The sequence below is a fragment of the Mesorhizobium sp. M1365 genome (assembly GCF_040317865.1).
Lineage (GTDB): Bacteria > Pseudomonadota > Alphaproteobacteria > Rhizobiales > Rhizobiaceae > Mesorhizobium.
This window is the reverse complement of the sequence record NZ_JAMYLG010000002.1, coordinates 50,769-73,603: the sequence shown is the minus strand read 5'-3', so window position 1 is coordinate 73,603 and position 22,835 is coordinate 50,769. Positions and strand designations below refer to the sequence as shown.

24 protein-coding genes and 1 tRNA gene are annotated in these 22,835 nt (G+C 63.6%); 5 read left to right on the top strand and 20 right to left on the bottom strand.

Annotated features, from left to right (window positions below; genetic code table 11):
* The first annotated feature begins 111 nt into the window (after positions 1 to 111).
* Positions 112 to 969, top strand: coding sequence for a mechanosensitive ion channel family protein (locus NKH04_RS02415; RefSeq protein WP_352471253.1), 858 nt, complete (start codon positions 112 to 114; stop codon positions 967 to 969).
* A 29-nt stretch (positions 970 to 998) separates the two neighbouring features.
* On the opposite strand, the gene NKH04_RS02410 is transcribed toward NKH04_RS02415, so the two are convergent.
* From NKH04_RS02410 to obgE, 5 genes are all read right to left on the bottom strand, one after another.
* Positions 999 to 2,288: an MFS transporter gene (locus NKH04_RS02410; RefSeq protein ID WP_353044011.1), complete on the bottom strand. Its 1,290-nt coding sequence runs from the start codon at positions 2,286 to 2,288 to the stop codon at positions 999 to 1,001.
* A gap of 253 nt (positions 2,289 to 2,541) precedes the next feature.
* A complete protein-coding gene (locus NKH04_RS02405; RefSeq protein ID WP_031212055.1) occupies positions 2,542 to 3,129 on the bottom strand; it encodes a nicotinate-nucleotide adenylyltransferase in 588 nt (195 codons plus the stop codon).
* A gap of 163 nt (positions 3,130 to 3,292) precedes the next feature.
* Positions 3,293 to 4,579 carry a glutamate-5-semialdehyde dehydrogenase gene (locus NKH04_RS02400; RefSeq protein ID WP_023678072.1) on the bottom strand — a complete coding sequence of 429 codons (1,287 nt, stop codon included), beginning with the start codon at positions 4,577 to 4,579 and terminating at the stop codon, positions 3,293 to 3,295.
* 13 nt (positions 4,580 to 4,592) lie between these two features.
* The gene (gene proB, locus NKH04_RS02395) at positions 4,593 to 5,747 is read right to left on the bottom strand and encodes a glutamate 5-kinase (protein ID WP_352834000.1); all 1,155 of its coding nucleotides are present in this window, start codon (positions 5,745 to 5,747) and stop codon (positions 4,593 to 4,595) included.
* A gap of 2 nt (positions 5,748 to 5,749) precedes the next feature.
* Positions 5,750 to 6,781, bottom strand: coding sequence for a GTPase ObgE (obgE, locus tag NKH04_RS02390; protein ID WP_352450880.1), 1,032 nt, complete (start codon positions 6,779 to 6,781; stop codon positions 5,750 to 5,752).
* Between the two features lie 171 nt (positions 6,782 to 6,952).
* Here obgE and NKH04_RS02385 point away from each other — a divergent pair, with 171 nt between their 5' ends.
* Positions 6,953 to 7,822 (top strand): endonuclease/exonuclease/phosphatase family protein, encoded by an 870-nt coding sequence (locus NKH04_RS02385; RefSeq protein ID WP_352834002.1) that lies wholly within the window; start codon positions 6,953 to 6,955, stop codon positions 7,820 to 7,822.
* 10 nt (positions 7,823 to 7,832) lie between these two features.
* Here the strand turns inward: NKH04_RS02385 and NKH04_RS02380 are convergent, their stop codons facing one another.
* From NKH04_RS02380 to NKH04_RS02370, 3 genes are all read right to left on the bottom strand, one after another.
* Positions 7,833 to 8,420 (bottom strand): GNAT family N-acetyltransferase, encoded by a 588-nt coding sequence (locus NKH04_RS02380; protein ID WP_352834005.1) that lies wholly within the window; start codon positions 8,418 to 8,420, stop codon positions 7,833 to 7,835.
* A gap of 119 nt (positions 8,421 to 8,539) precedes the next feature.
* On the bottom strand, positions 8,540 to 8,809 hold the full coding sequence (gene rpmA, locus NKH04_RS02375; RefSeq protein WP_023678077.1) for a 50S ribosomal protein L27: 270 nt from the start codon (positions 8,807 to 8,809) through the stop codon (positions 8,540 to 8,542).
* Between the two features lie 98 nt (positions 8,810 to 8,907).
* Positions 8,908 to 9,615, bottom strand: a complete 708-nt coding sequence (locus NKH04_RS02370) for a 50S ribosomal protein L21 (RefSeq protein ID WP_352834007.1) — start codon at positions 9,613 to 9,615, stop codon at positions 8,908 to 8,910.
* Positions 9,616 to 9,952: 337 nt separating this feature from the next.
* Between NKH04_RS02370 and NKH04_RS02365 the strand changes: the two genes are divergently transcribed.
* Positions 9,953 to 10,042 (top strand) — tRNA-Ser (locus NKH04_RS02365).
* Positions 10,043 to 10,116: 74 nt separating this feature from the next.
* Here the strand turns inward: NKH04_RS02365 and NKH04_RS02360 are convergent.
* The 3 genes from NKH04_RS02360 to NKH04_RS02350 form a co-directional block, all read right to left on the bottom strand.
* Complete coding sequence (locus NKH04_RS02360) at positions 10,117 to 10,692, bottom strand: DUF308 domain-containing protein (protein ID WP_352873475.1); 576 nt, start codon at positions 10,690 to 10,692, stop codon at positions 10,117 to 10,119.
* A 74-nt stretch (positions 10,693 to 10,766) separates the two neighbouring features.
* A complete protein-coding gene (locus tag NKH04_RS02355) occupies positions 10,767 to 11,363 on the bottom strand; it encodes a TetR/AcrR family transcriptional regulator (RefSeq protein ID WP_352834012.1) in 597 nt (198 codons plus the stop codon).
* A gap of 306 nt (positions 11,364 to 11,669) precedes the next feature.
* Positions 11,670 to 11,828, bottom strand: coding sequence for a hypothetical protein (locus tag NKH04_RS02350; RefSeq protein WP_353044010.1), 159 nt, complete (start codon positions 11,826 to 11,828; stop codon positions 11,670 to 11,672).
* Between the two features lie 256 nt (positions 11,829 to 12,084).
* On the opposite strand from NKH04_RS02350, the gene NKH04_RS02345 reads away from it, so the two are divergent.
* Both NKH04_RS02345 and NKH04_RS02340 read left to right on the top strand, forming a co-directional pair.
* Complete coding sequence (locus tag NKH04_RS02345; RefSeq protein ID WP_352849969.1) at positions 12,085 to 13,002, top strand: alpha/beta fold hydrolase; 918 nt, start codon at positions 12,085 to 12,087, stop codon at positions 13,000 to 13,002.
* Between the two features lie 210 nt (positions 13,003 to 13,212).
* On the top strand, positions 13,213 to 13,431 hold the full coding sequence (locus NKH04_RS02340; RefSeq protein WP_245274746.1) for a hypothetical protein: 219 nt from the start codon (positions 13,213 to 13,215) through the stop codon (positions 13,429 to 13,431).
* 21 nt (positions 13,432 to 13,452) lie between these two features.
* Here the strand turns inward: NKH04_RS02340 and recQ are convergent, their stop codons facing one another.
* From recQ to uxaC, 9 genes are all read right to left on the bottom strand, one after another.
* Positions 13,453 to 15,288 (bottom strand): DNA helicase RecQ, encoded by a 1,836-nt coding sequence (recQ, locus tag NKH04_RS02335; RefSeq protein WP_352834018.1) that lies wholly within the window; start codon positions 15,286 to 15,288, stop codon positions 13,453 to 13,455.
* A 363-nt stretch (positions 15,289 to 15,651) separates the two neighbouring features.
* Positions 15,652 to 15,990 (bottom strand): cupin domain-containing protein, encoded by a 339-nt coding sequence (locus NKH04_RS02330; RefSeq protein ID WP_352540932.1) that lies wholly within the window; start codon positions 15,988 to 15,990, stop codon positions 15,652 to 15,654.
* 23 nt (positions 15,991 to 16,013) lie between these two features.
* The gene (gene kduD, locus NKH04_RS02325) at positions 16,014 to 16,781 is read right to left on the bottom strand and encodes a 2-dehydro-3-deoxy-D-gluconate 5-dehydrogenase KduD (RefSeq protein WP_352613289.1); all 768 of its coding nucleotides are present in this window, start codon (positions 16,779 to 16,781) and stop codon (positions 16,014 to 16,016) included.
* Positions 16,778 to 17,635: a 5-dehydro-4-deoxy-D-glucuronate isomerase gene (gene kduI / locus NKH04_RS02320; protein WP_352834024.1), complete on the bottom strand. Its 858-nt coding sequence runs from the start codon at positions 17,633 to 17,635 to the stop codon at positions 16,778 to 16,780. The genes kduD and kduI overlap by 4 nt, the downstream gene beginning before the upstream one ends.
* 28 nt (positions 17,636 to 17,663) lie before the next feature.
* Positions 17,664 to 18,440, bottom strand: coding sequence for a FadR/GntR family transcriptional regulator (locus tag NKH04_RS02315; RefSeq protein WP_352621452.1), 777 nt, complete (start codon positions 18,438 to 18,440; stop codon positions 17,664 to 17,666).
* Positions 18,441 to 18,449: 9 nt separating this feature from the next.
* Positions 18,450 to 19,730 (bottom strand): TRAP transporter large permease, encoded by a 1,281-nt coding sequence (locus NKH04_RS02310; protein WP_292656436.1) that lies wholly within the window; start codon positions 19,728 to 19,730, stop codon positions 18,450 to 18,452.
* A gap of 4 nt (positions 19,731 to 19,734) precedes the next feature.
* On the bottom strand, positions 19,735 to 20,262 hold the full coding sequence (locus NKH04_RS02305; protein ID WP_023719697.1) for a TRAP transporter small permease: 528 nt from the start codon (positions 20,260 to 20,262) through the stop codon (positions 19,735 to 19,737).
* A 103-nt stretch (positions 20,263 to 20,365) separates the two neighbouring features.
* Complete coding sequence (locus NKH04_RS02300) at positions 20,366 to 21,343, bottom strand: TRAP transporter substrate-binding protein (protein ID WP_352834027.1); 978 nt, start codon at positions 21,341 to 21,343, stop codon at positions 20,366 to 20,368.
* Between the two features lie 37 nt (positions 21,344 to 21,380).
* Positions 21,381 to 22,790 (bottom strand): glucuronate isomerase, encoded by a 1,410-nt coding sequence (uxaC, locus tag NKH04_RS02295; RefSeq protein WP_352873480.1) that lies wholly within the window; start codon positions 22,788 to 22,790, stop codon positions 21,381 to 21,383.
* Positions 22,791 to 22,835 lie beyond the last annotated feature (45 nt).

Here is a 22,835-nt window from a genome sequence, read left to right as displayed (position 1 = left end):
CTCGCAAGCAGGCACCCGGCAGCGGCCGAATATCCGGCTTTTCGGGCCAGAAAATCGGAACCGCCTCGCCCCGCAGCGGTTATCGGCTCATCCACGAACCGGAATCCCGACATGCCGATCGATCCCCAGAACGCCCTCCTCACCGTGCAATCCGGCCTGGCGCAACTCAGCACGCTGATCGTCTCCTACTCGCTTTCGGCGGTCGGCGCCGTCATCCTGCTGGTCATCGGCTACATCGTCGCCGGCCTCGCCGAGCGTTCGATCTATGCCGGCCTCGGCCATATCAGCGGCTTCGACGAAACGCTCCGCCATTTCTTCTCGCAGGTCGTCCGCTACGCCATCCTGGGACTGGTCGTGATCATGGTTCTCGGCCAGTTCGGCGTGCAGACGGCTTCGATCATTGCCGCTATCGGTGCCGCCGGCCTGGCCATCGGCCTGGCGCTGCAAGGCACGCTGCAGAACATTGCCGCCGGCATCATGCTCCTGGCGCTGCGGCCGTTCCGCATCGGCGAATATGTCGAAGTCGGCGCGATATCCGGCACCGTCGAGGAGATCGGGCTGTTTGCCACAACGCTGAGGACGGTCGAAGGCGTCTACGTGCTTGCACCCAACTCGACCCTGTGGAACCAGCCGGTCCGCAACTTCACCCGCAACGGTGTGCGGCGCGGCGACATCACGCTCAGCATCGGCTCCTGGAACGACATCGATTTTGCGCAGAAGACCATGCTTGGCGTTGCCGCCGCCGACCGGCGCGTCAGGCGGCAGCCTGCGCCGATCGCCTTTGTCGCGACCGTCGGCGACAGCACCGTCGCCATCAGCTTGCGCTACTGGACGGCGGCTGCCGATTTCTTCGCCGCCCAGATCGACCTCACCAAAGGGGTCAAGCAGGCGTTCGATGCCGAAGGTCTTTCAATTCCGGCGCCGGCGCCGCAAGCGCCGCAGCCGGAGGCCTCAGCCACGCAGCAATAGAGCGTTGCAGCCAGCTGGCAGGATGCCCCTCAAAGCTCTCCGCGCCCGCGCTGATCTTCAGGCGCGAAGGCGAGATCGACAGGCAACGGCGCCTGCGCCGTCATTGGCGCGAAACTGCCGGTCTCGGTGGCGGGCACCGGCCGCACCATGACGACGCGCCAGAGAACGAACAGGCAGTAGGCGGCGGCAATGACGATTGCCACATAGATGAAGGCCTGCGTGCCGTAGACGGCGGAAAGTCCGGTCACAATGCCGGGTACGACGAAGCCGGAAAGCGACCAGGCAAACAAAAGCGAGCTCGACAGCGCCACCATGTCGTCCTTGCCGGCGCGGTCACCGGCATGGGCGCTGGCCAGCGAGTAGATCGATTCCGAGGCGCCGTCCCAGACCACATAGATGACAAGCAGAGCCGCCAGCGCGCCGCCGTCGAAACCGAGGGCAAACAGGCCCGCCGCGGCGGCAAGCGCCGACGCCGCGATCAGCACAAAGCGCCGGTCGGTGCGGTCGGAAATCCAGCCGAGCGGAATCTGCAGGATCAGCGTGCCGACCGGCATTGCCGAAAGCAGCAAGGCGACGTCGGCCTGGCTGTAGCCCTTGGTCGTGGCATGGATCGGCGCAAAACCCGAGATCGTCATCGACAGGCCGCCGACGGCAAGCATGCCGGCAACGCCGACCGGGGAGATCCGCCAGGCGCGGCCGAGCGCCACGGACGCCGCTTGCGGCGCCGGCGGCTGCGCGAGCCGCGTCAGCCCGACGGGAAGGATCGACAGCGCGGTAAAGGCAATGCCGATCAGCGGCGCATCGGCCGCGCGGATATCGATCAACGCCAGCGTCGAATAACCGACGCCGAGCCCGGCGACATAGGCAACGTAGAAGATGGCCATGACCCGGCCGCGGATGGCGTTGGCGACGACATCGTTCAGCCAGCTCTGCGCGACGATGAACAGGCCGCATATGGCAAAGCCGTAGAGTGCCCGTGCAGCGATCCATGGCAAGGGGTGCGGCCCGGCGCCGACCGCGGCGTTGGACAGCACGATCAGTGCCGACAGCACCATGAACACGCGGGCATGGCCGACACGCCGCACCAGCGGCCCGGTCAGGATGCAACCGGCAAGGCCGCCAGCCGAAAGGCCGGTGACGATCAGCCCCGCCCATGTCGGATCGAAGCCCTCGGCGCCGAGCCGGACTGGGATATAGGCGAACATCAGCCCATTGCCGACGGCGATCAGCGCCATCGACAAAAGGATGCTGGCAATGGCGATCGACGGCGCCAGCTGCCTTAGGCCGCTCTTGTCCTGGTCGCGCTCGAGAATCGTCATGACCGAGGATCGCCCATCAAGCAGGTCAAGGCAGCGGCAAAAGCGACATCACCGGACTTGCCTTCTCCCCTTGTGGGAGAAGGTGGATCGGCGCGCAGCGCCGAGACGGATGAGGGGTGCTGGAAGAAATGCAGCGTAAAAAGACCGACGGATTTTAAGTGCTTAGTTCTTCAAGCTAGCGATCATTCCAGCACCCCTCATCCGACCGAGCTTCGCTCGGCCACCTTGTCCCACAGGGGGGAGAAGGAGACTCCTATCCCTTTGCCACCTTGCGGATCGCGCTCGACGACAGCGACGAACGCGGGCCGTGGATGAAGGTCCAGGCCGGCGCCGTCATGCGGGCGAGCCGCGGTGCGTCGCCCTCGTCGACGCGAGCATAGTCGAAGGTCTTGGCGACCACCGACGACAGGAACGACAGCGTCGCACCTGGCCGGTCGACCACCGCGATCGGGAACGTCATGACGATGCGGCGCCAGCGCTGCCAGCGGTGGAAGTCGCGAAGCGAGTCGGCGCCCATGATCCAGACAAAATCGACGCCCGGGTTACGCGCCTTGACCAGCGCCAGCGTGTCGGCGGTGAAGCGGACGCGGTGGGCCGCCTCGAATGCGGTGACCTTGATCTTCGGGTTCTTGGCGATCTTTTCGGATAGCTGCAGCCGCTCGGCCAGCGGCGCCAGGTCTCCGGCATTCTTGAGCGGATTGCCGGGCGTCACCATCCACCACAGCTGATCGAGCGCAAGGCGTCTGAGTGCGATCTCGGCGACCAGCGCATGGCCGGCATGCGGCGGGTTGAACGAACCGCCGAACAGCCCGACCGCCACGCCTTTCCCGGCATGCGGCATGTGCAGATAGTGGGAGGATACGGATTCCTTACCCTCCCCCTTGTGGGGAGGGTCGATCCGCGAAGCGGAGCGGGGTGGGGGTGTTGCAGAGTTCAGCGTCGCACCCCCACCCGGCTCGCGATGCTCGCCACCCTCCCCACAAGGGGGAGGGTAAGACCGGCGCTCAAGGCCTCACCTGTCCCGACCCGCGTACGCGGTATTTGAACGAGGTCAGTTGCTCGACGCCGACCGGCCCGCGTGCATGCATCTTGCCGGTGGCGATGCCGATCTCGGCGCCCATGCCGAACTCGCCGCCATCGGCAAACTGGGTCGAGGCGTTGTGCAGAAGGATCGCCGAATCGACCTCGTTGAAGAACCGGTCGACCGCTGTGGCGTCCTCGGCGATGATCGCCTCGGTGTGATGCGAGGAAAACGTCTCGATATGCTCGATGGCGCCGCCAATGCCGTCGACCAGCTTCACCGCAATGATGGCATCGAGATACTCGGTCACCCAGTCTGCATCGGTCGCGGGCTGGGCATCGGCATAAAGCCTCAGCGCCTCGGCATCGGCATGGATCTCGCAGCCTGCCGCCCGCAAGGCCTCGAGGATCGGCACCAGGTGCGTGCCGGCGGCGGCACGGTCGACCAGCAGCGTCTCGGCAGCACCGCACACCCCGGTGCGCCGCATCTTGGCATTGACCGCGATCTTGACCGCCATGTCGAGATCAGCCGATCGGTCGATATAGAGATGGCAGATGCCCTCGAGATGCGCGAAGACCGGCACCCGTGCCTCGTTCTGCACACGCTCGACCAGGCTGCGGCCGCCGCGCGGAATGATGACCTCGAGATTGCCGGAAAGTCCTTTCAGCATTTCGCCGACGGCGGCGCGATCGGTGGTCGGCACCAATTGTATGGCATCCTCCGGCAGCCCGGCTGCCTTCAGCCCCTCGACCAGGCAGGCATGGATAGCGGCGGAAGAATTCGCCGAATCCGAGCCGCCGCGCAGGATCACCGGATTGCCCGCCTTGAGGCAGAGCGCGCCGGCATCGGCGGTCACGTTAGGCCGGCTCTCATAGATGACGCCGACGACGCCGAGCGGCGTGCGCACCCGTTCGATATGCAACCCGTTCGGCCGGTCCCATGCGGCAATGACATCGCCGACCGGATCGCGTAACCCGGCGATCTCGCTGATACCGTCTGCCATGGCGCGGATGCGGGCGGGATCGAGCTTCAGCCGATCCATCGACGCTGCCGATAGGCCAGCCTCCCTGCCATTTCTGATGTCGATGGCATTGGCGTCGAGGATGTCCTGCTCATGCCGAAGGATCGCCTGAGCCATGCCGAACAGCGCCGCGTGCTTGCGCTCGGCCGCAGCTATGGCCAGCGGGCGGGCCGCGGCACGCGCGCGGCGGCCGATATCGGCCATCAGCGCCACGGTATCATCCCGGGATTTTTCATGCAGCGTCAGCATGGCTCATCCTCCGCTATGTAACCTGGTCACCGACTACTTGCTCGCCACCGGCATGGCTCACCACAAGATCGTCGCGGTGGATCATCGCCGAACGCGCCTCGTAGCCGAGCACCGTTTCGATCTCGGTCGTCTTCAGGCCAGCGATCCTTACGGCATCGGCGGCATCATAGGCAACCAGCCCGCGCGCGATCTCGCGGCCCTCGGGCGACAGGATCGCCACCGTGTCGCCACGCGCAAAATTGCCGCTGACCAGTTTGACGCCGGCCGGCAGCAGCGACTTGCCCGAGAGCAGCGCGCCGATGGCGCCGGCATCGACGGTCAGCCGGCCGGCCGGTTCGAGCTGCCCGGCGATCCAGGTCTTGTAGCCCTTGACCGGATTGGCGCTCGGCCGGAAGAAGGTGGCGCGCTCGCCGCGCTCGATTGCCAGCAACGGCGACAGCCGCGTGCCTGATGTGATGATCATGGCGGTGCCGGCGGCGGTCGCGATCTTGCCGGCGTCGAGCTTGGTGCGCATGCCGCCGCGCGACAATTCCGAAGCAGCGGCACCCGCCATCGCCTCGATGTCAGGGGTGATGCGGTCGACGACCGGAATGAATCGGGCTTGCGGGTCGCGCGCCGGCGGCGCCGTGTAGAGCCCGTCAATGTCGGAAAGCAGCACCAAAAGATCGGCGCCCATCATGGTGGCGACGCGCGCCGCCAGGCGGTCGTTGTCGCCATAGCGGATTTCGGAGGTGGCCACCGTATCGTTCTCGTTGATGACCGGCACCGCCTTCATTTTGAGCAGTGTCGAGATCGTCGCCCGTGCGTTGAGATAGCGGCGACGCTCTTCGGTGTCGCCGAGCGTCAGCAGGATCTGGCCCGATTTCAAGCCATTCTTGCCGAGCGCATCCGACCAGGCGCCGGCCAATGCGATCTGCCCGACGGCGGCCGCCGCCTGGCTCTCCTCGAGCTTCAGCGCCCGCTTGCCGAGACCGAGGATGGTGCGGCCAAGTGCAATCGCCCCGGAAGACACGACGAGAATTTCGGCGCCGCCACTGGCCAGCATGGCGATGTCGTCGGCAAGCGAGGCCAGCCAGTCGCGCTTCAGGCCCGTCGTGCGGTCGACAAGCAGCGCCGAGCCGATCTTGACGGCAATGCGCCGATAATTTTTCAGCGATTGCGCGGCCATGGCTATGTGTTCCAGCGCGTCTCGACCGGCGCAGCGACCGCCTCGCGTGCATCGGCCACCACAGCGATCAGCGCGCGCAACACCGCCTCGACGCCTTCGCCGGTGACCGCCGAAAGCAGCATCGGCGCGCGGCCGGCGGCACGTTTCAGCGAGGCGGTCTTTTTCTTGCGTGCGTCGGCATCGAGTATGTCGACCTGGGAAAGCGCGACGATTTCGACCTTGTCGGTCAGCCCATTGCCGTAGGCTTCGAGCTCGGCACGCACGGTCTTGTAGGCATTGGCCGGATTTTCTTCCTGCGCCGAGACAAGATGCAGAAGGACACGCGTGCGCTCGACATGGCCAAGGAAGCGGTCGCCGATGCCGACACCTTCATGCGCGCCTTCGATCAGGCCCGGGATATCGGCAATGACGAATTCGCGACCGTCGATGCGGGCCACGCCAAGGCCGGGATGCAGCGTGGTGAAGGGATAGTCGGCGATCTTCGGCTTGGCCGCGGTGACCGCCGCCAGGAAGGTCGACTTGCCGGCGTTGGGCAGCCCGACGAGGCCGGCATCGGCGATCAGCTTCAGCCTGAGCCAGATGTTGAGCTCTTCGCCCGGCAGTCCGGGATTGGCGCGGCGCGGCGCCTGGTTGGTCGAGGTCTTGAAGTGCTGGTTGCCGAAGCCGCCATTGCCGCCCTTGGCCAAAAGAAAGCGCTGGCCGACGACCGTGAGATCGCAGATCAGCGTCTCATTGTCCTCGGCAAAGACCTGCGTTCCGGCCGGCACTTTCAGCGTCACGTCGGCACCCTTGGCGCCAGTCATGTTGCGGCCCATGCCGTGCGTGCCGGTCTTGGCCTTGAAATGCTGCTGATAGCGATAGTCGATCAGCGTATTCAGCCCATCGACCGCCTCGACCCAGACATCGCCGCCGCGGCCACCGTCGCCGCCGTCGGGGCCGCCGAACTCGATGAACTTTTCGCGCCGGAACGACACCGAACCGGCGCCGCCGTCGCCGGAGCGGATGTAGACCTTGGCTTGATCGAGAAATTTCATCGGATTGTATGGTTTCTGTTATTGGCTTTGCGGGATTGCTCTAAAGCAAGGCGGGACGAAGGGCGAGGGCCGTTTTTGCTACTGTAACGTCGCGCGTAGCTCTGGACGCGTAGCATTTGGTTGACCCTTGCCGAAAATCGATCTTCGGCTTTCCAAGCGCGAGATGTCGGAATGAAACTGGTAACTTACAATATCCACTACGGCGTCGGTCTCGACGCCCGCTACGATGTCGGCCGTATCGCCGATGCCGTGCGCGGCGCCGACGTGATCGCGCTGCAGGAGGTCACCCGCGCCAACCCGAAGAATGGCGGCCGCGACATGGTGGCCGACCTCGGCGAGGCGCTGCCCGACTATTTTGCCGTCTACGGCAGCAATTTCGAAGCCGACGCCGGCTCGCGCCTGGAGAACGGCCGCGCCATCACGACCACCTTCCAGCTCGGCAACATGGTGCTGTCGAGGACGCCGATCCATCTGTCGCGCAATCTCCTTTTGCCGCGCAGCCGCAGTGTCGAAGCGATGAACTTCCAGCGCGGCGCGCTGGAGGCGCTGATCGAAACGCCGCTTGGTCCGATCCGCTTCTATTCCACCCATCTCGACCATCGCAGCCCGGTTGAACGGCTGAGCCAGATCCGCTTTCTGCGCCAGCGCCTGTTGAACTACCCGCTCGAGGGCGGCGGGCTCTCCGGCGTCGCCGAGATCGGCTTGCCGGACCTGCCTTGTCCCGAAGCCTTCGTCGTCATGGGCGACTTCAACATGCTGGCCGGATCGCCGGAACATGTCGAACTCGCCGGTCAGGCTGACCATGAATTCGGCATGCCGGTGACCGCCGACCTCGCCATCGATGCTGCCACCCGCCTCGGCGCTGGCGGCGCCGATCTCGTCACCTGGGTCGACCCCAAGCGGCCGGACGATACCAGCCGCTACAAGCGCATCGACTACATCTTCACCAGCGCCTCGCTTGCCAAGTCGCTGAAGCGCCTGTGGGTCGACCGGCAAGCGGCCGGTTCGGATCACTTGCCGGTCTGGCTCGAGATGACGTGAGCCGCACCCATCAAAAATGCACCCAGTTCCGCAGGCTGGTCCAGGTCTTGCGATCGAGGCGGTAGCGTTCGACCGGCACCTGACCGGCAACGATCGAGTTCAGCATGCCCTGGCCGGCATACTGGAAGCCGCATTTGTGGATGACCCGGCGCGAGGCCGGATTGATAACCCGCGTCGAGGCGTGCAGCACCTGGATCGTGGTTCTCTGGAAGGCAAGGTCGACCAGTGCGTGCGCTGCTTCCGTCGCGTAGCCGCGTTTCCAGTGCGGCTCGCCGATCCAGTAGCCGAGCTCCAGCCCACGATCCGTGGTGTTGAGCCCGGCACAGCCGACGAAGGTCTCGGTGCCGGCCAGCGTCAGCGCATAGGCGATTCCGGCCCGGCGCGATGCCGTCATGGCCAGGAAAGCGCGTGCCTCGGCCTCGCCATAGGGATGCGGCATGCGAGCCAGCATTTCCGCGACATGGCGGTTGTCGGCGAGCGCCACCAATTGCTCGATGTCGCTTTCACGCGGGGCACGCATGACCAGCCGCTCGGTCGCGAGCACCGGGCAATCTATCGTGTAACTTTCGTCGTCTGAGTCTTCCGCTTCGGCAACCATATCAAAGTCCTCCAGGCACAAGAAAAAGGGGAGATGGAAACCCATCTCCCCTGATCCATTTCCTGGCTTGGCCAGACACCGGTCCCGAGATGGGTGCCGGTGTTCTCGTGCGGAACCGGCTACTCCGCTGCCTTCGTCATCGGGTTCACCGATACGTAGGTTCGGCCATTGGCTTTTTTGTTGAAGGTGACTGCGCCAGCTTCGAGCGCAAACAGCGTGTGGTCCGTGCCAATGCCGACATTGGTGCCGGGATGCCACGTCGTGCCACGCTGACGAATGATGATGTTGCCCGGAATCACGGCTTCGCCGCCGAACTTCTTCACGCCGAGCCGCTTGGAATGGGAGTCGCGACCATTGCGCGACGATCCGCCAGCTTTCTTGTGTGCCATCTAACTACTCCGATGCGCCGCGAGGCGCCTAAACGATCTTATGAACGCGTTCGCGTTCCGTTTCAAGTCCGATCCGGCGACGATTGCGTCGGTTCGTTCTACTTCTTCGCCAATTCCTTGGCCTGCTCACGCCAGTCCTTGATCTGGTCGGCGCTGAACGGCATGTGCTCGTCGATCTTGGCGACGTCCTTGTCGGACAGCTTGGCGATCTGGGCAAAGGTGGTGATGCCCTGTTCGTTGAGCTGGCCGGCGGCGACCGGGCCGATGCCCTTGATCACGGTCAGGTCGTCCGGCTCGCCCTTCGGCGCCTTGAACAACGGTGCGGCGGCTTCGGCAGCCTTGTCCTCGGTCGTCTCGGCCTTGGCTTCCTTCTTCGGCGCAGCCTCTGCCTTCACTGCTGCCTTCGGCGCGGCTTCAGCCTTCGCCTCGGTCTTGGCTGCAACTTCAGCCTTCGCTTCGGTCTTGGCGGCGGCCTTCTTCGCCGGCTTGGCGCCACCCAGCAGGATCTCGGCGATCCTGACGGTGGTCAAAAGCTGGCGATGGCCGATCTTGCGGCGCGAATTCTGCCGGCGGCGCTTCTTGAAGGCGATGACGGTACGGTTCTTGCCCTGCTCGACGACTTCGGCGGTGACCATCGCACCATCGACGAACGGCGCACCGAATGTGACGTTCTCGCCTTCGCCATGCGCGAGCACGTTACCGATCTCGACGATGTCGCCGACATTGGCTTCGAGTTTTTCGATCTTCAGGAGATCGTTGGCGGCAACGCGATACTGCTTGCCGCCCGTTTTGATGACTGCGAACATTTTTTGCCTTTCGCTGTTCGGTCGGCCTTGATGAACCGCTTCAGGCGGTTCGGCCGTCTTTTTGTCAGTCTGCGGGTTCAAAAAACAAGCGGCGCGGAAGATCCCTCCACGCCGATTGCGCGCTGTCCCTAACCGAAGGTTCGGCTTGAGTCAAGGCAAGCGCCGCGGGCAAGCTGCGAATGGGTTGAGCCCAGACCTTGCAAATATCGAGCAGTGACCACCGGAGCCTCGAAGAAGCACGGACAGAAGCTGCGGCGCCGGGGCAGATTGGCCCTTGTAACCTGCCTGTCCAGCCGTTATCTAGTGCGCCGCGCCGGCAACGGCGGACCATGACCGCGGAGAGGTGGCAGAGTGGTCGAATGCACCGCACTCGAAATGCGGCATGGGTGCAAGCCCATCGGGGGTTCGAATCCCTCCCTCTCCGCCACTTCGGAATTGTCCATTCCGGACCCATAGGTAACAGCATCTCTCATCGCGCCGGTAATGGCTTAAGACGGCACGCTATGCAGCCTTCCGCCGCAATTGGCTCACGCTCAGCCACACCGCCGAAACCAGGAAGTAGAGGGCGCCTACTGCGGCATAGCCGGCCACGTTGGTGATCGATGGCGGCATCGGCATCCGCGCCTGTGCGATGAAAAACGTGCCTGCCAGTGCTGACTGCCCTCCGCTCAGGACCATCGCCCACTGCGCACCAGAGCTCTTCCAACGGCGGACAGCGGTACCGAGTTGAAGCAGGCCGGACAGGATCGCCCATAGGCCGAACACGCCCAGCACCCAGTTCATGCTCATCTTCTGCGCAACAACGACCGCGAACGTTGTCGCCACACTGACCACGACGTTGATGGCCTGGGTGCGATTCTGTCCCAATCCTCCGCTGCGCGATGCGTCGACAAAATTGGCCAGGGCATCCCATGCAGGATAAGCCACGAGCAAAACCGCCGCGACCACCCCGGAATGCTGTCCCACCGTAAAGGCAGCCCCCACCCAGACAGCCGAGAACGTCGTCCGAGCGAAGTAATAGAGCTTAAGCCATTGTTCCTGGCTGGCGCGGGAGAGATCGCCACTGTGAACCGTCATTGGATTGTCCTTTCGACTAGGTAGGGGCTCTCGACGAACGTCGCGGAGTGATCGCTAGTATGGTTAGTTGAGATCTAGGCTGGTATCCGGGGGGAAGCGCGGAGCCGCTCCAGGAGCGGGCCGGTCACGACGGCGAATATCTTCGGATCGCCATAGGCCCGTGCTGAAAGCATCGCGCCGTGAACGGTCGCCATGAACGCTTCAGCCTCGGCACGAGGGGTACTCATCAGTCGAAATTGGCCGTGCCGCGCACCGCGCTCCATCACGGATGTCAGCCAAGCCGACAGCGAGCGGAAATGCGCCCGGACCTCAAGGCTAACTTCCTCGGGCAGCACGGGGAGCTCGCTTGCCAACAGCGCGCAGATACAAAACGGGGCGCTGGCGTTCGCGATGCAGGCTTCCCAATACCCGGCATAGATCCGCAACTGTTCGAGCGGATCGGATTCGTGAAGTTCGACATTTGCAATCCCCGCTTCAGTTTCTTCGCGATACCGCGCAACCAGCGTCCGAACCAGATCGACCTTGCTTGGGAAATGGTGATGGATGCTCGCCTTACGGATCCCGACCACATCAGCAACGTCGGCATAACTGAAACCGTTGTAGCCGCCAGCCACGATCAGCGAACGCGCACAAGCCAGGATGTCGTCAGAGGTGGTAGACAAGTTGCTCATGCTTTTACCTACCTTCTGGTAGGATGGCAGTCAAGCCTCCTTGCAACGCGAGTAGCGTGAAATTGCGTGGCTATGGCGTAGACGTCATTCGATCTTCATTGTTTTCGGCCCTCCAATTCAGAAAACTCCGGGTGCTTGTCGATCGAGGTAGCCATCCCACTTCGAGGACGAGACAACACCCTCCGGCCGACCGGACCACCGCTAGTCGCCGTGCGGCACTAGGCGTTTGCACCGACTGCGCTATCTCCCCATCGTCAGCTTGTTCTATCGCTGGTTGAAGACTGGGAGGTTTCCATGGATCGGCGACTATTTTTGACAGGAATGTTTGGCATTGCCGGGGCCGCGGCCCTTGCAAGCACGGTTCGGCCAATCAATGCGGTGGCCGGCGTTCCAACTGCCAGAAGGGGCATTCTCGATGAACTCGAGGCGCCGGATGTCGAGACCTTCGACGACGACGAAACTCAAGCAGAGTTGCAACCAGTCTATCATCGCCGGTGGCACATGCCGCGCCGGCGCCGCCGGCGCGCCTGGAGAAGGGTCTGTCGCGTTTACTGGCGAAACGGCTATCGGCGCAGGCGGTGCTTCCGCAGGCGCGTTTGGGTCTGGTTTCGATTCTAGCAACTGGCCGGCTTGAACCCTGGCCATCGCGGCCGGGGTTTTCGCCTCAGGCGGCCGTTAGCGCCCTTACGGAGCTTTCCTAAGGGCGCGGAGGAAGCTGACGGTGTTTGCAGGTTTCAGAGCCACCAGCCTACGACTGGACGATACGACGATTTTCGCAAGGGTCGGAGGCACCGGTCCGCCGCTGCTGCTTCTTCACGGTTTTCCAGAAACGCATCTGATGTGGAGGGATATCGCCGCAGCCTTGGCGCCCCGCTTCACGGTCGTCGCCGCCGACCTTCGAGGCTATGGGCAAAGCGGATGCCCGTTTTCCTCTGCCGATCATAGCCCATACGCCAAGCGCGCCATGGCCGGCGACATGGTTCAGGCCATGAAGCAAGTGGGGTTTGAGCGGTTCATGGTTGCCGGGCATGATCGTGGCGGGCGGGTTGCCTATCGCCTGGCGCTGGACCATTCCGACAAAGTGCTCAAAATCGCCGTCCTCGACATCATCCCCACCGCCGCAACATGGGATCGGGCGGATGCCAGACTGGCGCTTGGCTTCTGGCCCTGGAGCCTTCTTGCCCAGCCGGAGCCCCTGCCGGAGCGTCTGATCGGAGCGGCTCCCGATGCTGTCGTCGACGATGCAATAACGCAGTGGGGATCGTCAGCGAAAATGGTCTCCAAAGAGGTCAGGAACGCCTATGTTGATGCGCTTCGCGATCCCGCGCATATTCATGCCATCTGCGAAGAGTATCGCGCCGCTGCGACGATCGATCGTGAACATGACGCGTTGGACCGCGCAAACGGTCGTCGCATCGACTGTCCGCTACTGGCGCTATGGAGTGGCGAAGGCGCCCTGGAGAACTGGTATGCGCAAGAAGGCGGGCCGCTGGCCATCTGGAGGAAATGGGCCGACAGAGTGGCAGGATGCGCTGTCCAAGGCGGGCACTTTTTCCCGGAAGAGCACCCCGACAAGACGGCAGCGACTCTCTCGGAATTCTTTGAAGACAAACAGGTCGGTCAGCACAGAGTATTGTAGAGGTCACATGCTTCAGTTACGCGGAACCTCGGGAGCGCTTCGCCGCCTGAGATCGAGAACCCTCCGGAAATCCGCCCGTCCGGCATCAATGTGCTTGATAAGGGAATGAAGGCGATCTCCACGGCCACGCCTCTGATATGCAGCCTCATGTTTGTCGGAAGTTGCGCATCGCCTTTGCCGGCATCCTTTGATGCTGCGAAATACGACAAGATGAGTTGCGTCGAGCTCAACGTGGCGATGGGCGCTGTCGCCGACGAAATGTCGGCGACAGCCATCGCTCGTGGCAAAGTCGTCCACACCAACATTCCGGGCTGGCTGTTGGGAGGGCAGCGTGTCGCTTCGACCGTGGCTGCCCGCCAGAGTGCGAAGATCGAGCGCTTGCGGCAGCAGGAGGCTGCGATTGCGGCGGCGAGACGAAGCCGGTGCTGATTGCGTCACTGAAGTGGGTCTTCAGCCCGCCACCCCGGATTGATGCGCAGCGATCGCGCCGAGGAATATCTCGCCGAAATCCTTGAGCTTGGCGGCGCCGACGCCGTTGACCGCGGCGAAGGCGTCCAGATCACGCGGGCAGCGTTCGGCCATATCGATCAGTGTACGATCCGAAAAGATCACGAAGGCCGGCACCTGGCGTTCCCGGGCAAGACGCAGCCGTACAGCCTTGAGCGCGGCCAGCAGCGCCGAATCCAGACCTTCCGTGCCCGCTGCGGTATCTTCAGGACGTATCTTGCCTCGCGATGACTGGCGCGCGTCCACGCGATACCGGAACGAAGCCTCGCCCCGAGCCAGCGCACGGCCCTTCTCGGCAATGGCGAGGCCGCCATGGCCGGCTGAGTCCAATGTCAGGAACCCGCCCGCGACGAGTTGGCGGAGCAGCGACAGCAAGAAACTCTTTTTATGCGCCACACCGGTGCCGAAGCTGGCAAGCCTGTGGTGGTTCCTGTCCAGGACCTTCTCGGTTTCATGGCCGAGCAGGACATCGACGACATGGGCGACGCCGAAGCGCTCGCCGGTCTGTGCGATCGCCGCCAGGATGATCCGCGCCTCCGCCTCGCCATCCGCATGCGGCGCCTGGTCGAGGCAGTTGTCGCAATTGCCGCAAGGCGAAGCACTTTCGCCGAAATAGCCAAGCAGGATCTGGCGCCGGCACTGCGTCGTCTCGCAATAACCGATCAGCGTTTCGAGCCGGCCATGCGCGCGCCTTTTGTGCTCAGCCGGCGCGTCCTCGTCTTCGATGAAAAGCCGGCGCATGCGGATATCGCCGAGACCGAACAGCATATGTGCCTCGGCCGCCCGCCCGTCGCGGCCCGCGCGCCCGATTTCCTGATAATAGGCCTCCAAGCTGCCCGGCAGGTCGGTGTGGAAGACATAGGCGACGTCCGGCTTGTCGATCCCCATGCCGAAGGCGATGGTCGCCACCATCACCACGCCGGACAAGGTCATGAAAGCGTTTTGATTCGCTTCACGCGCGTCCTTGCTCATGCCGGCGTGATAGGCGAGCGCGCGTACGCCGTTCCGCTCGAGGAACGCCGCCATCTCTTCGGTCTTTTTGCGTGACAGGCAATAGACGATCCCGCTGCGGCCCGCATGGCGCTGCACGAAGTTTAGTAATTGGCGCTTGCTGTCCTGCTTGGGCTCAATGCCTAGCTTGATGTTCGGCCGGTCGAAGCCGAGCACCACGGTATCGACGCGCCCGTCGAACAGTTGCGCGGCAATGTCGGTGCGCGTCGTTTCGTCCGCCGTCGCCGTCAACGCAATGATCGGCACTTTCGGGAAGATATCACGTAGTCTCGACAATTCTTCGTATTCGCGCCGGAACGCTGGTCCCCATTGGGAGATGCAATGTGCCTCGTCGATGGCGATCAGCCGGACATCGAGCTTGGTCAACGCCTCGAGCATTCGCACGGTCATGAGCCGCTCCGGTGCAAGATAGAGCAGGCGCGTCTGGCCTGCCGCGACACGGCGCCATGCAGCGACATTGGCATCGCGGTCGAGCGAGGAATTGATCGTATCGGCCGCCACGCCGGCAAGGCGCAATGCGGCGACTTGATCCTGCATCAGGGCCACCAGCGGCGAAACGACAATGGTGAGCCCGCCCAGGACCAGCGCCGGGACCTGGTAGCAGAGCGATTTGCCGGCGCCGGTCGGCATGACAGCCAGCACATGATGCCCGGCCAGCAGCGCCTCCATCACGGCCGCCTGGCCGAGACGAAAATCATCGAAGCCGAATACATCTTTCAGGACGCGCCGCTTGGAATCCTCTGCCGGGATGCTCGCTGCAACCTGCATTACAGAACTTTCGGGGATACGACCTGCCGAAATTCGCCGGCGAATCGCCAGGTGATTGCCTGGACAGCAGATTCGAACATTTATCGACCCCTCTGGTCCTGTCCGCGGCACCGCCTGAGGCGAACTTCTCTCTCATTGGCCGATATCAGACCGTCGTTCCAGCCCCTATTCGCTTTGGCTGTGAATATCGCAACGCCTCGGAGCGGTTAATCCTATCTTCACCATCATTCGGCAGGTTCAGGTTCTGCGGTGATGTTTTGAGTACCGCGGCGCCACAAGCGCCCAGGCAACACGCCCGCGTCTCTCCGGAGGCGCGGGTTTTTTCGTTCCGAGAGCCGGCTGCCTGAACTTCGGGCCCGCAGCTCAGTCGAGGAAATCGGCGCGGTGCGGCGTGAAGCTGTCGACCAGTCGTCCCGCCTCCAACGCCCTGACACCATGGACCAGATTGGACGGAACGATGAAACTGCTTCCCGTCTCCAGGATTTCGGTCCTGCCGTCGATGGTGACTTCGAAGCGGCCTTCGGCGACGTAGCTTGCCTGGACATGCGGGTGCGAGTGCAGCGCGCCGACGCCGCCCTTGTCGAAACCGAACTCGACCATCATCAGTTCGTCGGTGTGCAGGAGCACGCGCCGGCGGTTGCCGTCGGGCGTCGGCGTCCACGCACCCTCGCCGGCATGCGAGAAGATTTTGGTTCCGGTCATCGTCAGACTCTCATCGTCGCTGTTCATCGTGCCAGCCAGCCGCCGTCCACCGGCACCACCGCGCCGTGCATGTAGTTGGACGCCGGCGCCAGCAGGAAGACGGCTGCGTCGCCGATGTCTTCCGGCGCGCCCCAGCGGCCGGCCGGAATGCGCGCCAGGATCGAAGCGCTGCGGTCGGGATCGGTGCGCAGCGCCTCGGTGTTGTTGGTCTCGATATAGCCCGGCGCAATGCCGTTGACGTTGATGCCCTTTGCCGCCCATTCACATGCCAGCAGGCGGGTGATGCCGAGCACGCCGTGTTTGGAGGCGGTGTAGGAGGCGACGCGAATGCCGCCCTGAAAGCTCAGCACCGAAGCGATGTTGACGATCTTGCCACGCCGTCCAGATTCGGCAAGCACGCGCCTGGCAAAACTCTGGCTGAGAAAGAACACCGTCTTCAGATTGACGCCCATGACGTCATCCCAGTCGGCTTCGGTGAGGTCAACCGCATCGGCACGCCGGATGATGCCCGCATTGTTGACCAGGCCATCGAGTGGTCCGGTGCCGTCCCAGACGCGGTCAAGCATCGCCTGGGCAGCTGCATCATCACCAAGATCGCAGCGGACCGCCTCGAAGCGGCCGCCGACAGCCGCAATCTTCTCCGCCGTCTCGTCCATCGCCGACCGGCCGACGCCGACGACCGCGCCGCCTGCGCGCGCGATCGACACGGCGATGCCTTGGCCGATGCCGGTATTGGCGCCGGTGACGAGGATGCGCTTGCCGGCAAGGCTGAAGGCCGAGAGATCGCTCACTTGAGCTCCTCCATCGCCACCAGGTCGACATCGGTATAGTCGACATTATCGCCGGCCATCGCCCAGATGAAGGCGTAGTTGGAGGTGCCGGCGCCCGAATGGATCGACCATCCCGGCGACAGCACCGCCTCCTCGTTGCGCATGACGAGATGGCGCGTTTCGTCCGGCTCGCCCATGAAATGAAACACCCGCGCCGCCTCCGGCAGATCGAAATAAAGATAGGCTTCCATGCGCCGGTCATGCACATGGCATGGCATGGTGTTCCAGACCGAACCGGAGGCAAGCTGCGTCATGCCGACCACAAGCTGACAGGTCTTTACCCCATCGGCATGGATGAACTGGAAGATCGAGCGCTCGTTGGAGGTTGCCTGGCTGCCGAGATCGAGCCGCTTGGCATCGCCGATGCGGATCAGCCGGTTGGGATGGCTCTGATGCGCCGGCGCGCTGAGCAGGTAGAACTTAGCCGGCTCAGCCAGATTGGTCGCAGCGAACGACACCTCATCGGTGCCCATGCCGAGATAGAGCATGTCGCGTGCCTGCAGCTCGTAGGATTGGCCGCCGGCTTTGACGACGCCTGCACCGGCGATGTTGACGATGATCATCTCACGGCGGTCGAGAAAATTCTTGGTCCCGGTCGGCTTGATCGCCTGCAGCGGCAGCGGTGTACCAGCGGGCATGGCGCCGCCGACGATCATGCGGTCGTAATGGGTGTAGGTCAGGCCGATGCGGCCGGGCTGGAACAAGTCCTCGATCAGGAAATTGTGCCGCAGCTCGTCCGTTCCCATGGCTGCGGCAGAAACAGGATCGATGGCGAAGCGAGAGGTGAAATCCGTATGCTTGTCAGTGTGATTCATTGCTGTCCCATGGCGCTGCCTCAATTGCTTATTCAGTTGCCGCGGCCTTGACCGAGTCGGCATAAAAAACCTGGCGCGCGTGCAGGCGCTCGCGATAGCGCTGCTGGCTGGCACCGAGATGCGCGCGCATCGCCTCCCGCGCCGCTTCGGCATCGCCTGCCGAGATGGCGTTGAGGATCATCAGGTGTTCGCGCTGCAGGCCGCGCTGGTAGGCGTCGGACTGTGCGAACTCGGTCGACCAGGGCGAGGTCACATCGCAAGGAATGGCGCGCCGGCCGAGCACGTCGAGCATCTCGACATAGAACGGATTGTTGGTGGCGCTGGCGATTGCGCGGTGGAAGGCAAGGTCGGCCGGTCCAGTCGGCTCGCTGTTGAGGAGCAGCCGTTCGAACTCGAAGAAGGCTTCCTGGATTGCCGCTTCCTGCGCGGCGTTGCGCCGGATGGCGGCGAGCCCGGCGGATTCGATCTCGATCGCCAACCTGACTTCGAGCACGTTGAGGGCGATCGAATCCTTGCTGCCCATCTCCGCTGCCAGAGCACCGAACGCTGTCGAGATATGCTCGGTGACGAAGACGCCGGCGCCTTGGCGCGGTTCGACCAGGCCGTCCGCGGCAAGCTTGGCCAGCGCCTCGCGTATCACGGTGCGGCTGACCCCGAAGGTTTCAGTCAGCTGACCCTCGGTCGGCAGCTTTTGCCCGGGCTGGATCTCGCCCGCCTGCAACTGCTTGCGGATCGCAGCGACAACGGTTTCCGAAAGCTTCGGTCTTCGTTCGACGCGGAGCCCGACTGCGGTATCCGAAGCCATGTCGCACCCCTATTTGAAGACACTCGGCAGCCATAGCGAAATGGCCGGAATGTAGGTGACGAGCGCCAGCACCACGAGGCCTGCCGCATAGAACGGCCAGATCGAGCGCATCGATTCCCAGACGGATATCTTGCCCACTGCACACGCCACGAACTGCACCGCGCCCACCGGCGGCGTGTTCAGTCCGATGCCGAAATTGAGGATCATGATGACGCCGAAATGCACCGGATCGACGCCGTAGGCCTGCGCCACGGGCAGGAAGATCGGCGTGCAAATGATGATCGTCGGCCCCATGTCCATGAACGTGCCGAGGAACAGCATCAAGAGGTTGAGCAGGAGAAGCACAACCAGCGGATCGTCCGAGATCGCGTTCATGGAGGCTATCAACGCTGCCGGCACTTTCAGGAAGGCCATCAGCCACGAGAACGCCGCCGCCATGCCGATGATGAGCAGCACCATGGCCGTGGTGCGCACGGCGCCATGGGTAGCATGAACGAACCCTTCCCAGGTCATCTGCCGGTAAACGAAGACGGTCACGAGCAGCGCATAGATGACGGCGATACAGGAACTCTCGGTGGCGGTGAAGACGCCCGATCGCACGCCGCCGAAGATGATCGCGATCAACAGCAGGCCGGGCACGGCGACGGCGAAAAGATGCGCGACCGCGGTGAAGCCCGGAAACGCCTCGGTCGGATAGCCGCGGGAGCGCGCCACGATATAGGCGGTGACCATCAGCGACAGGGCCAGCAGCAGGCCCGGGATGATGCCGGCCGTGAACAGATCGGCGATGGAGATCTTTCCGCCTGCCGAGATCGAGTAGATGATCATGTTGTGCGACGGCGGCAGCAGCAGCGCGATCAGTGCCGCCATCGACGTGACGTTGACGGCGTAGTCCGCTCCATATCCACGCGCCTTCATCTGCGGGATCATCAGGCCGCCTACCGCCGCTGCCTCCGCCACCGCTGAGCCGGAAATGCCGCCGAACAGTGTAGCGGTTGCAATGTTGACCTGCCCGAGGCCGCCGCGCAAATGGCCGACGAGCGAGCCGGCGAAGGCAACGATCTTGCTGGCGATGCCGCCGCGCACCATCAAGTCGCCGGCGTAGATGAAAAACGGAATGGCCAGCAGTGAAAAGACGCTCATGCCGGAATTCAGGCGCTGGAACACGATCAGCGGCGGCAGGCCCATATAGAGGACGGTGGCGAGGCTTGCGACGCCGAGGCAGAAAGCGATCGGCGTGCCGATAAGCATCAGCAGGGTGAAGACGCCGAAGAGAATCCACAGTTCCATGGCGTCAGACCTTCACGTTGGCGGTGTCGAGTTCGGCCGCGACTTCGGCCGGCGGCAGTTCATCGAGGGCATCGTCGATCGGCGCGCCGGAGAGGCGAAGCACAATGCGCTCCAGCGTGAAGAGCACGATGAGCGCGCCTCCCGCCACAAGCGGGACGTAGTCCCAGCCCCCCGATATGCCGAGCGACGGCAAGACAGAGCCCCAGGTCAATGCGACCAGCTGACTGCCGTACCAGATCATGCCGATGCCGAAGGCGAGCGCGACGAGGTCCGAAATCATCCGCAGCCAGCGCTTGCCGCCTTTCGGCAGCACGTAGAGCAGGACGTCAAAGCCGAGGTGATAGTTCTCGCGCACGCCGACGGCAGCGCCGAGGAAAATGAACCAGCTCATCAGCATCACCGAGCCCGGCTCGGTCCAGCTCGGCGAACGGTTCAGAACATAACGGCCGAATACCTGCCAGGCGACGAAGGCGGTCATCAGCACCAGCCCGATGCCGGCGATCGACAGCGCCGCCGTGCTGACGCGCGACATCACTTGCGCGACGCCGGACAGAAGCGGTGTTGGTCTTGGGCTGGAAGTCACCGGTTTTCTCCCCAGGAGGATGGCGGCACGGAATGTCCGCGCCGCCGCTTGATCACTGCACGGCCTTGATGGCTTCGACCATGGCCTTCAGCTTGTCGTCCTTGACGTGCTTCTCGTAGACCGGCCCCATCGCGTCGATGAAGGGCTGCTTGTCCGGCGTCGTGATCTGCGAACCGGCCGCCTCGACCTTGGCGCGCGATTCCTTGACCTTGGCGGTCCACAGCTCGCGCTGCTTGGCGACGCTCTCCTTGGCGGCCGCCTTGAAGATCGCCTGGTCTTCCGGCGTCAGCTTGTCCCAGCTCGACTTCGCCATGACGAAGGCTTCCGGCACCATCGTGTGCTCGTCGAGCGAATAGTATTTGGCGACTTCCGCGTGCTTGGCGGTGTCGTAGCTCGGAAAATTGTTCTCCGCGCCGTCGATCACCCCGGTCTCGATCGCCGAATACACTTCGCCATACGGCATCGGCGTCGCGTTGGCGCCAAGTGCCGCCACCATGTCGACGAAGATGTCGGACTGGATGACGCGGAACTTCATCCCGGCCATGTCGGCTACGGTGTTGATCGGCTTCTTCGAATTGTAGAAGGAGCGCGAGCCGCCGTCGTAAAAGGCGAGCAACACCAGCCCGACCTGGTCGAACGCCGCCGCGATCTGGTCGCCGATCGCCCCGTCCATGACCTTGTGCATATGCTCTTCCGAACGGAAGATGTAGGGCAGCGAGGGCACGGTGGTCTCCGGGATGAGCCCGTTGAACGGCGCCATCGAGACGCGGTTGAGATCGATCACGCCGGTGCGCACCTGCTCGATCGTGTCCTTTTCCTCGCCAAGTTGCGCGGAAGGATAGATCTCGACCACATAGCGGCCGGCCGTGCGCTCTTTCACCAGCTCGCCGAAATATTTGACCGCCTCGACCGTCGGATAGCCGTCCGGGTGGGTGTCGGACGAGCGCAGAACCGTCTGAGCGCTTGCCGTTCCGGCCAGCAGTGCGGCGGCAACTAGCGTAGCCCCCGCCAGTCTCGAAAAATGCAGCATTGGTTTCCTCCCGTTTGAACGATGGCGGCAAGCGCCGTTAGAGCCGGTACGCCTTTTTCGCGAGCGTATAGGCAAGTTCCTGCGCCAGCTCGTGCGCCTCGTCCTCGCCGAGCCGATGCTCGGCGACGAGACGCGCCAGAAAAGCGCAATCGACCCGGCGCGCCACATCATGGCGGGCCGGTATGGATGGAAAGGCGCGGGTATCGTCGTTGAAACCGACGGTGTTGTAGAAACCGGCGGTTTCGGTGGTCATCTCACGGAACCTGCGCATGCCTTCGGGGCTGTCGTGGAACCACCAGGCCGGCCCGAGCTTCAATGCCGGGTAGACGCCGGCGAGCGGCGCCAGCTCGCGCGCATAGCTGGTCTCGTCGAGGGTGAAGAGGATGATGGTGAGGTCGCGCTCCAGCCCGACGCAGTCGAGCAGCGGCTTCAGCGCCGTCACATAGTCGGTTCGCGTCGGAATATCGAAGCCTTTGTCCCTGCCGAACTTCCGAAAGATAGCCGGCGAATGATTGCGCCAGGAGCCGGGATGGATCTGCAGGACCAGCCCGTCGTCGCGGCTCATCTTGGCCATCTCGGTCAGCATCTGGGCGCGGAACAGCTTTCGCTCGCGCTCGTCGTCCGAGCCCCGGCGGATGCGGTTGAACAGCTTCTGCGCGGCGGCATCCGAGAGATTGGCGGTTTCGGCCGTCGAATGGCCGTGATCGGAGGAAGTCGCGCCAAAGCTCTTGAAGAAGGCGCGCCGCTGGCGATGCGCATCGAGATAGCCGGCCCAATTGCCGGTGTCGCAGCCGGTGATCTCGCCAAGCCGGTCGAGATTGGCCGAGAACCCTTCGAAGTCGGGATCGACGATCGCATCCGGCCGATAGGCGGTGACGACGCGGCCGTCCCAGCCGCTGTCGCGGATCATCTGGTGCCATCTGAGATCGTCGAGCGCGCCTTCGGTCGTTGCGATGACTTCAATATTGAAGCGCTCGAACAGCGCTCGCGGGCGAAAATTCTCCCACTGCAGCAAGGTCGAGATCATATCGTAATGGCGGTCGGCGGTTGCGGCCGTCAGCGGCTCGTCGATGCCGAACAGATGGGCAAGCACATGGTCGAACCACAGCCGGGTCGGCGTGCCGCGGAACAGGTAATAATGCTCGGCGAAGCACCGCCAGATCGTTCTGCCGTCGGTTTCAACCGGCGAGCCGTCAAGCGTCGGCACACCAAGCTCCTCAAGCCGAACGCCCTGGCTGAACAGCATGCGGAAAATGTAGTGGTCCGGCACGATCAGCAACTGCGCCGGATCGGGAAACGCCTCGTTGAGCGCATACCAGCGCGGATCGGTGTGGCCGTGCGGGCTGACGATCGGAAGGTCTTTGACCGCGGCATAGAGATCGCGGGCCAACGAACGCGGGCGCGCCTCGGCGGCAAACAGCAAGTCCGGATCCGTCAATGCGGCCACGTGAATCCTCCCAATCCGAACATCGGTAGGGTTGGAAAGAAATAA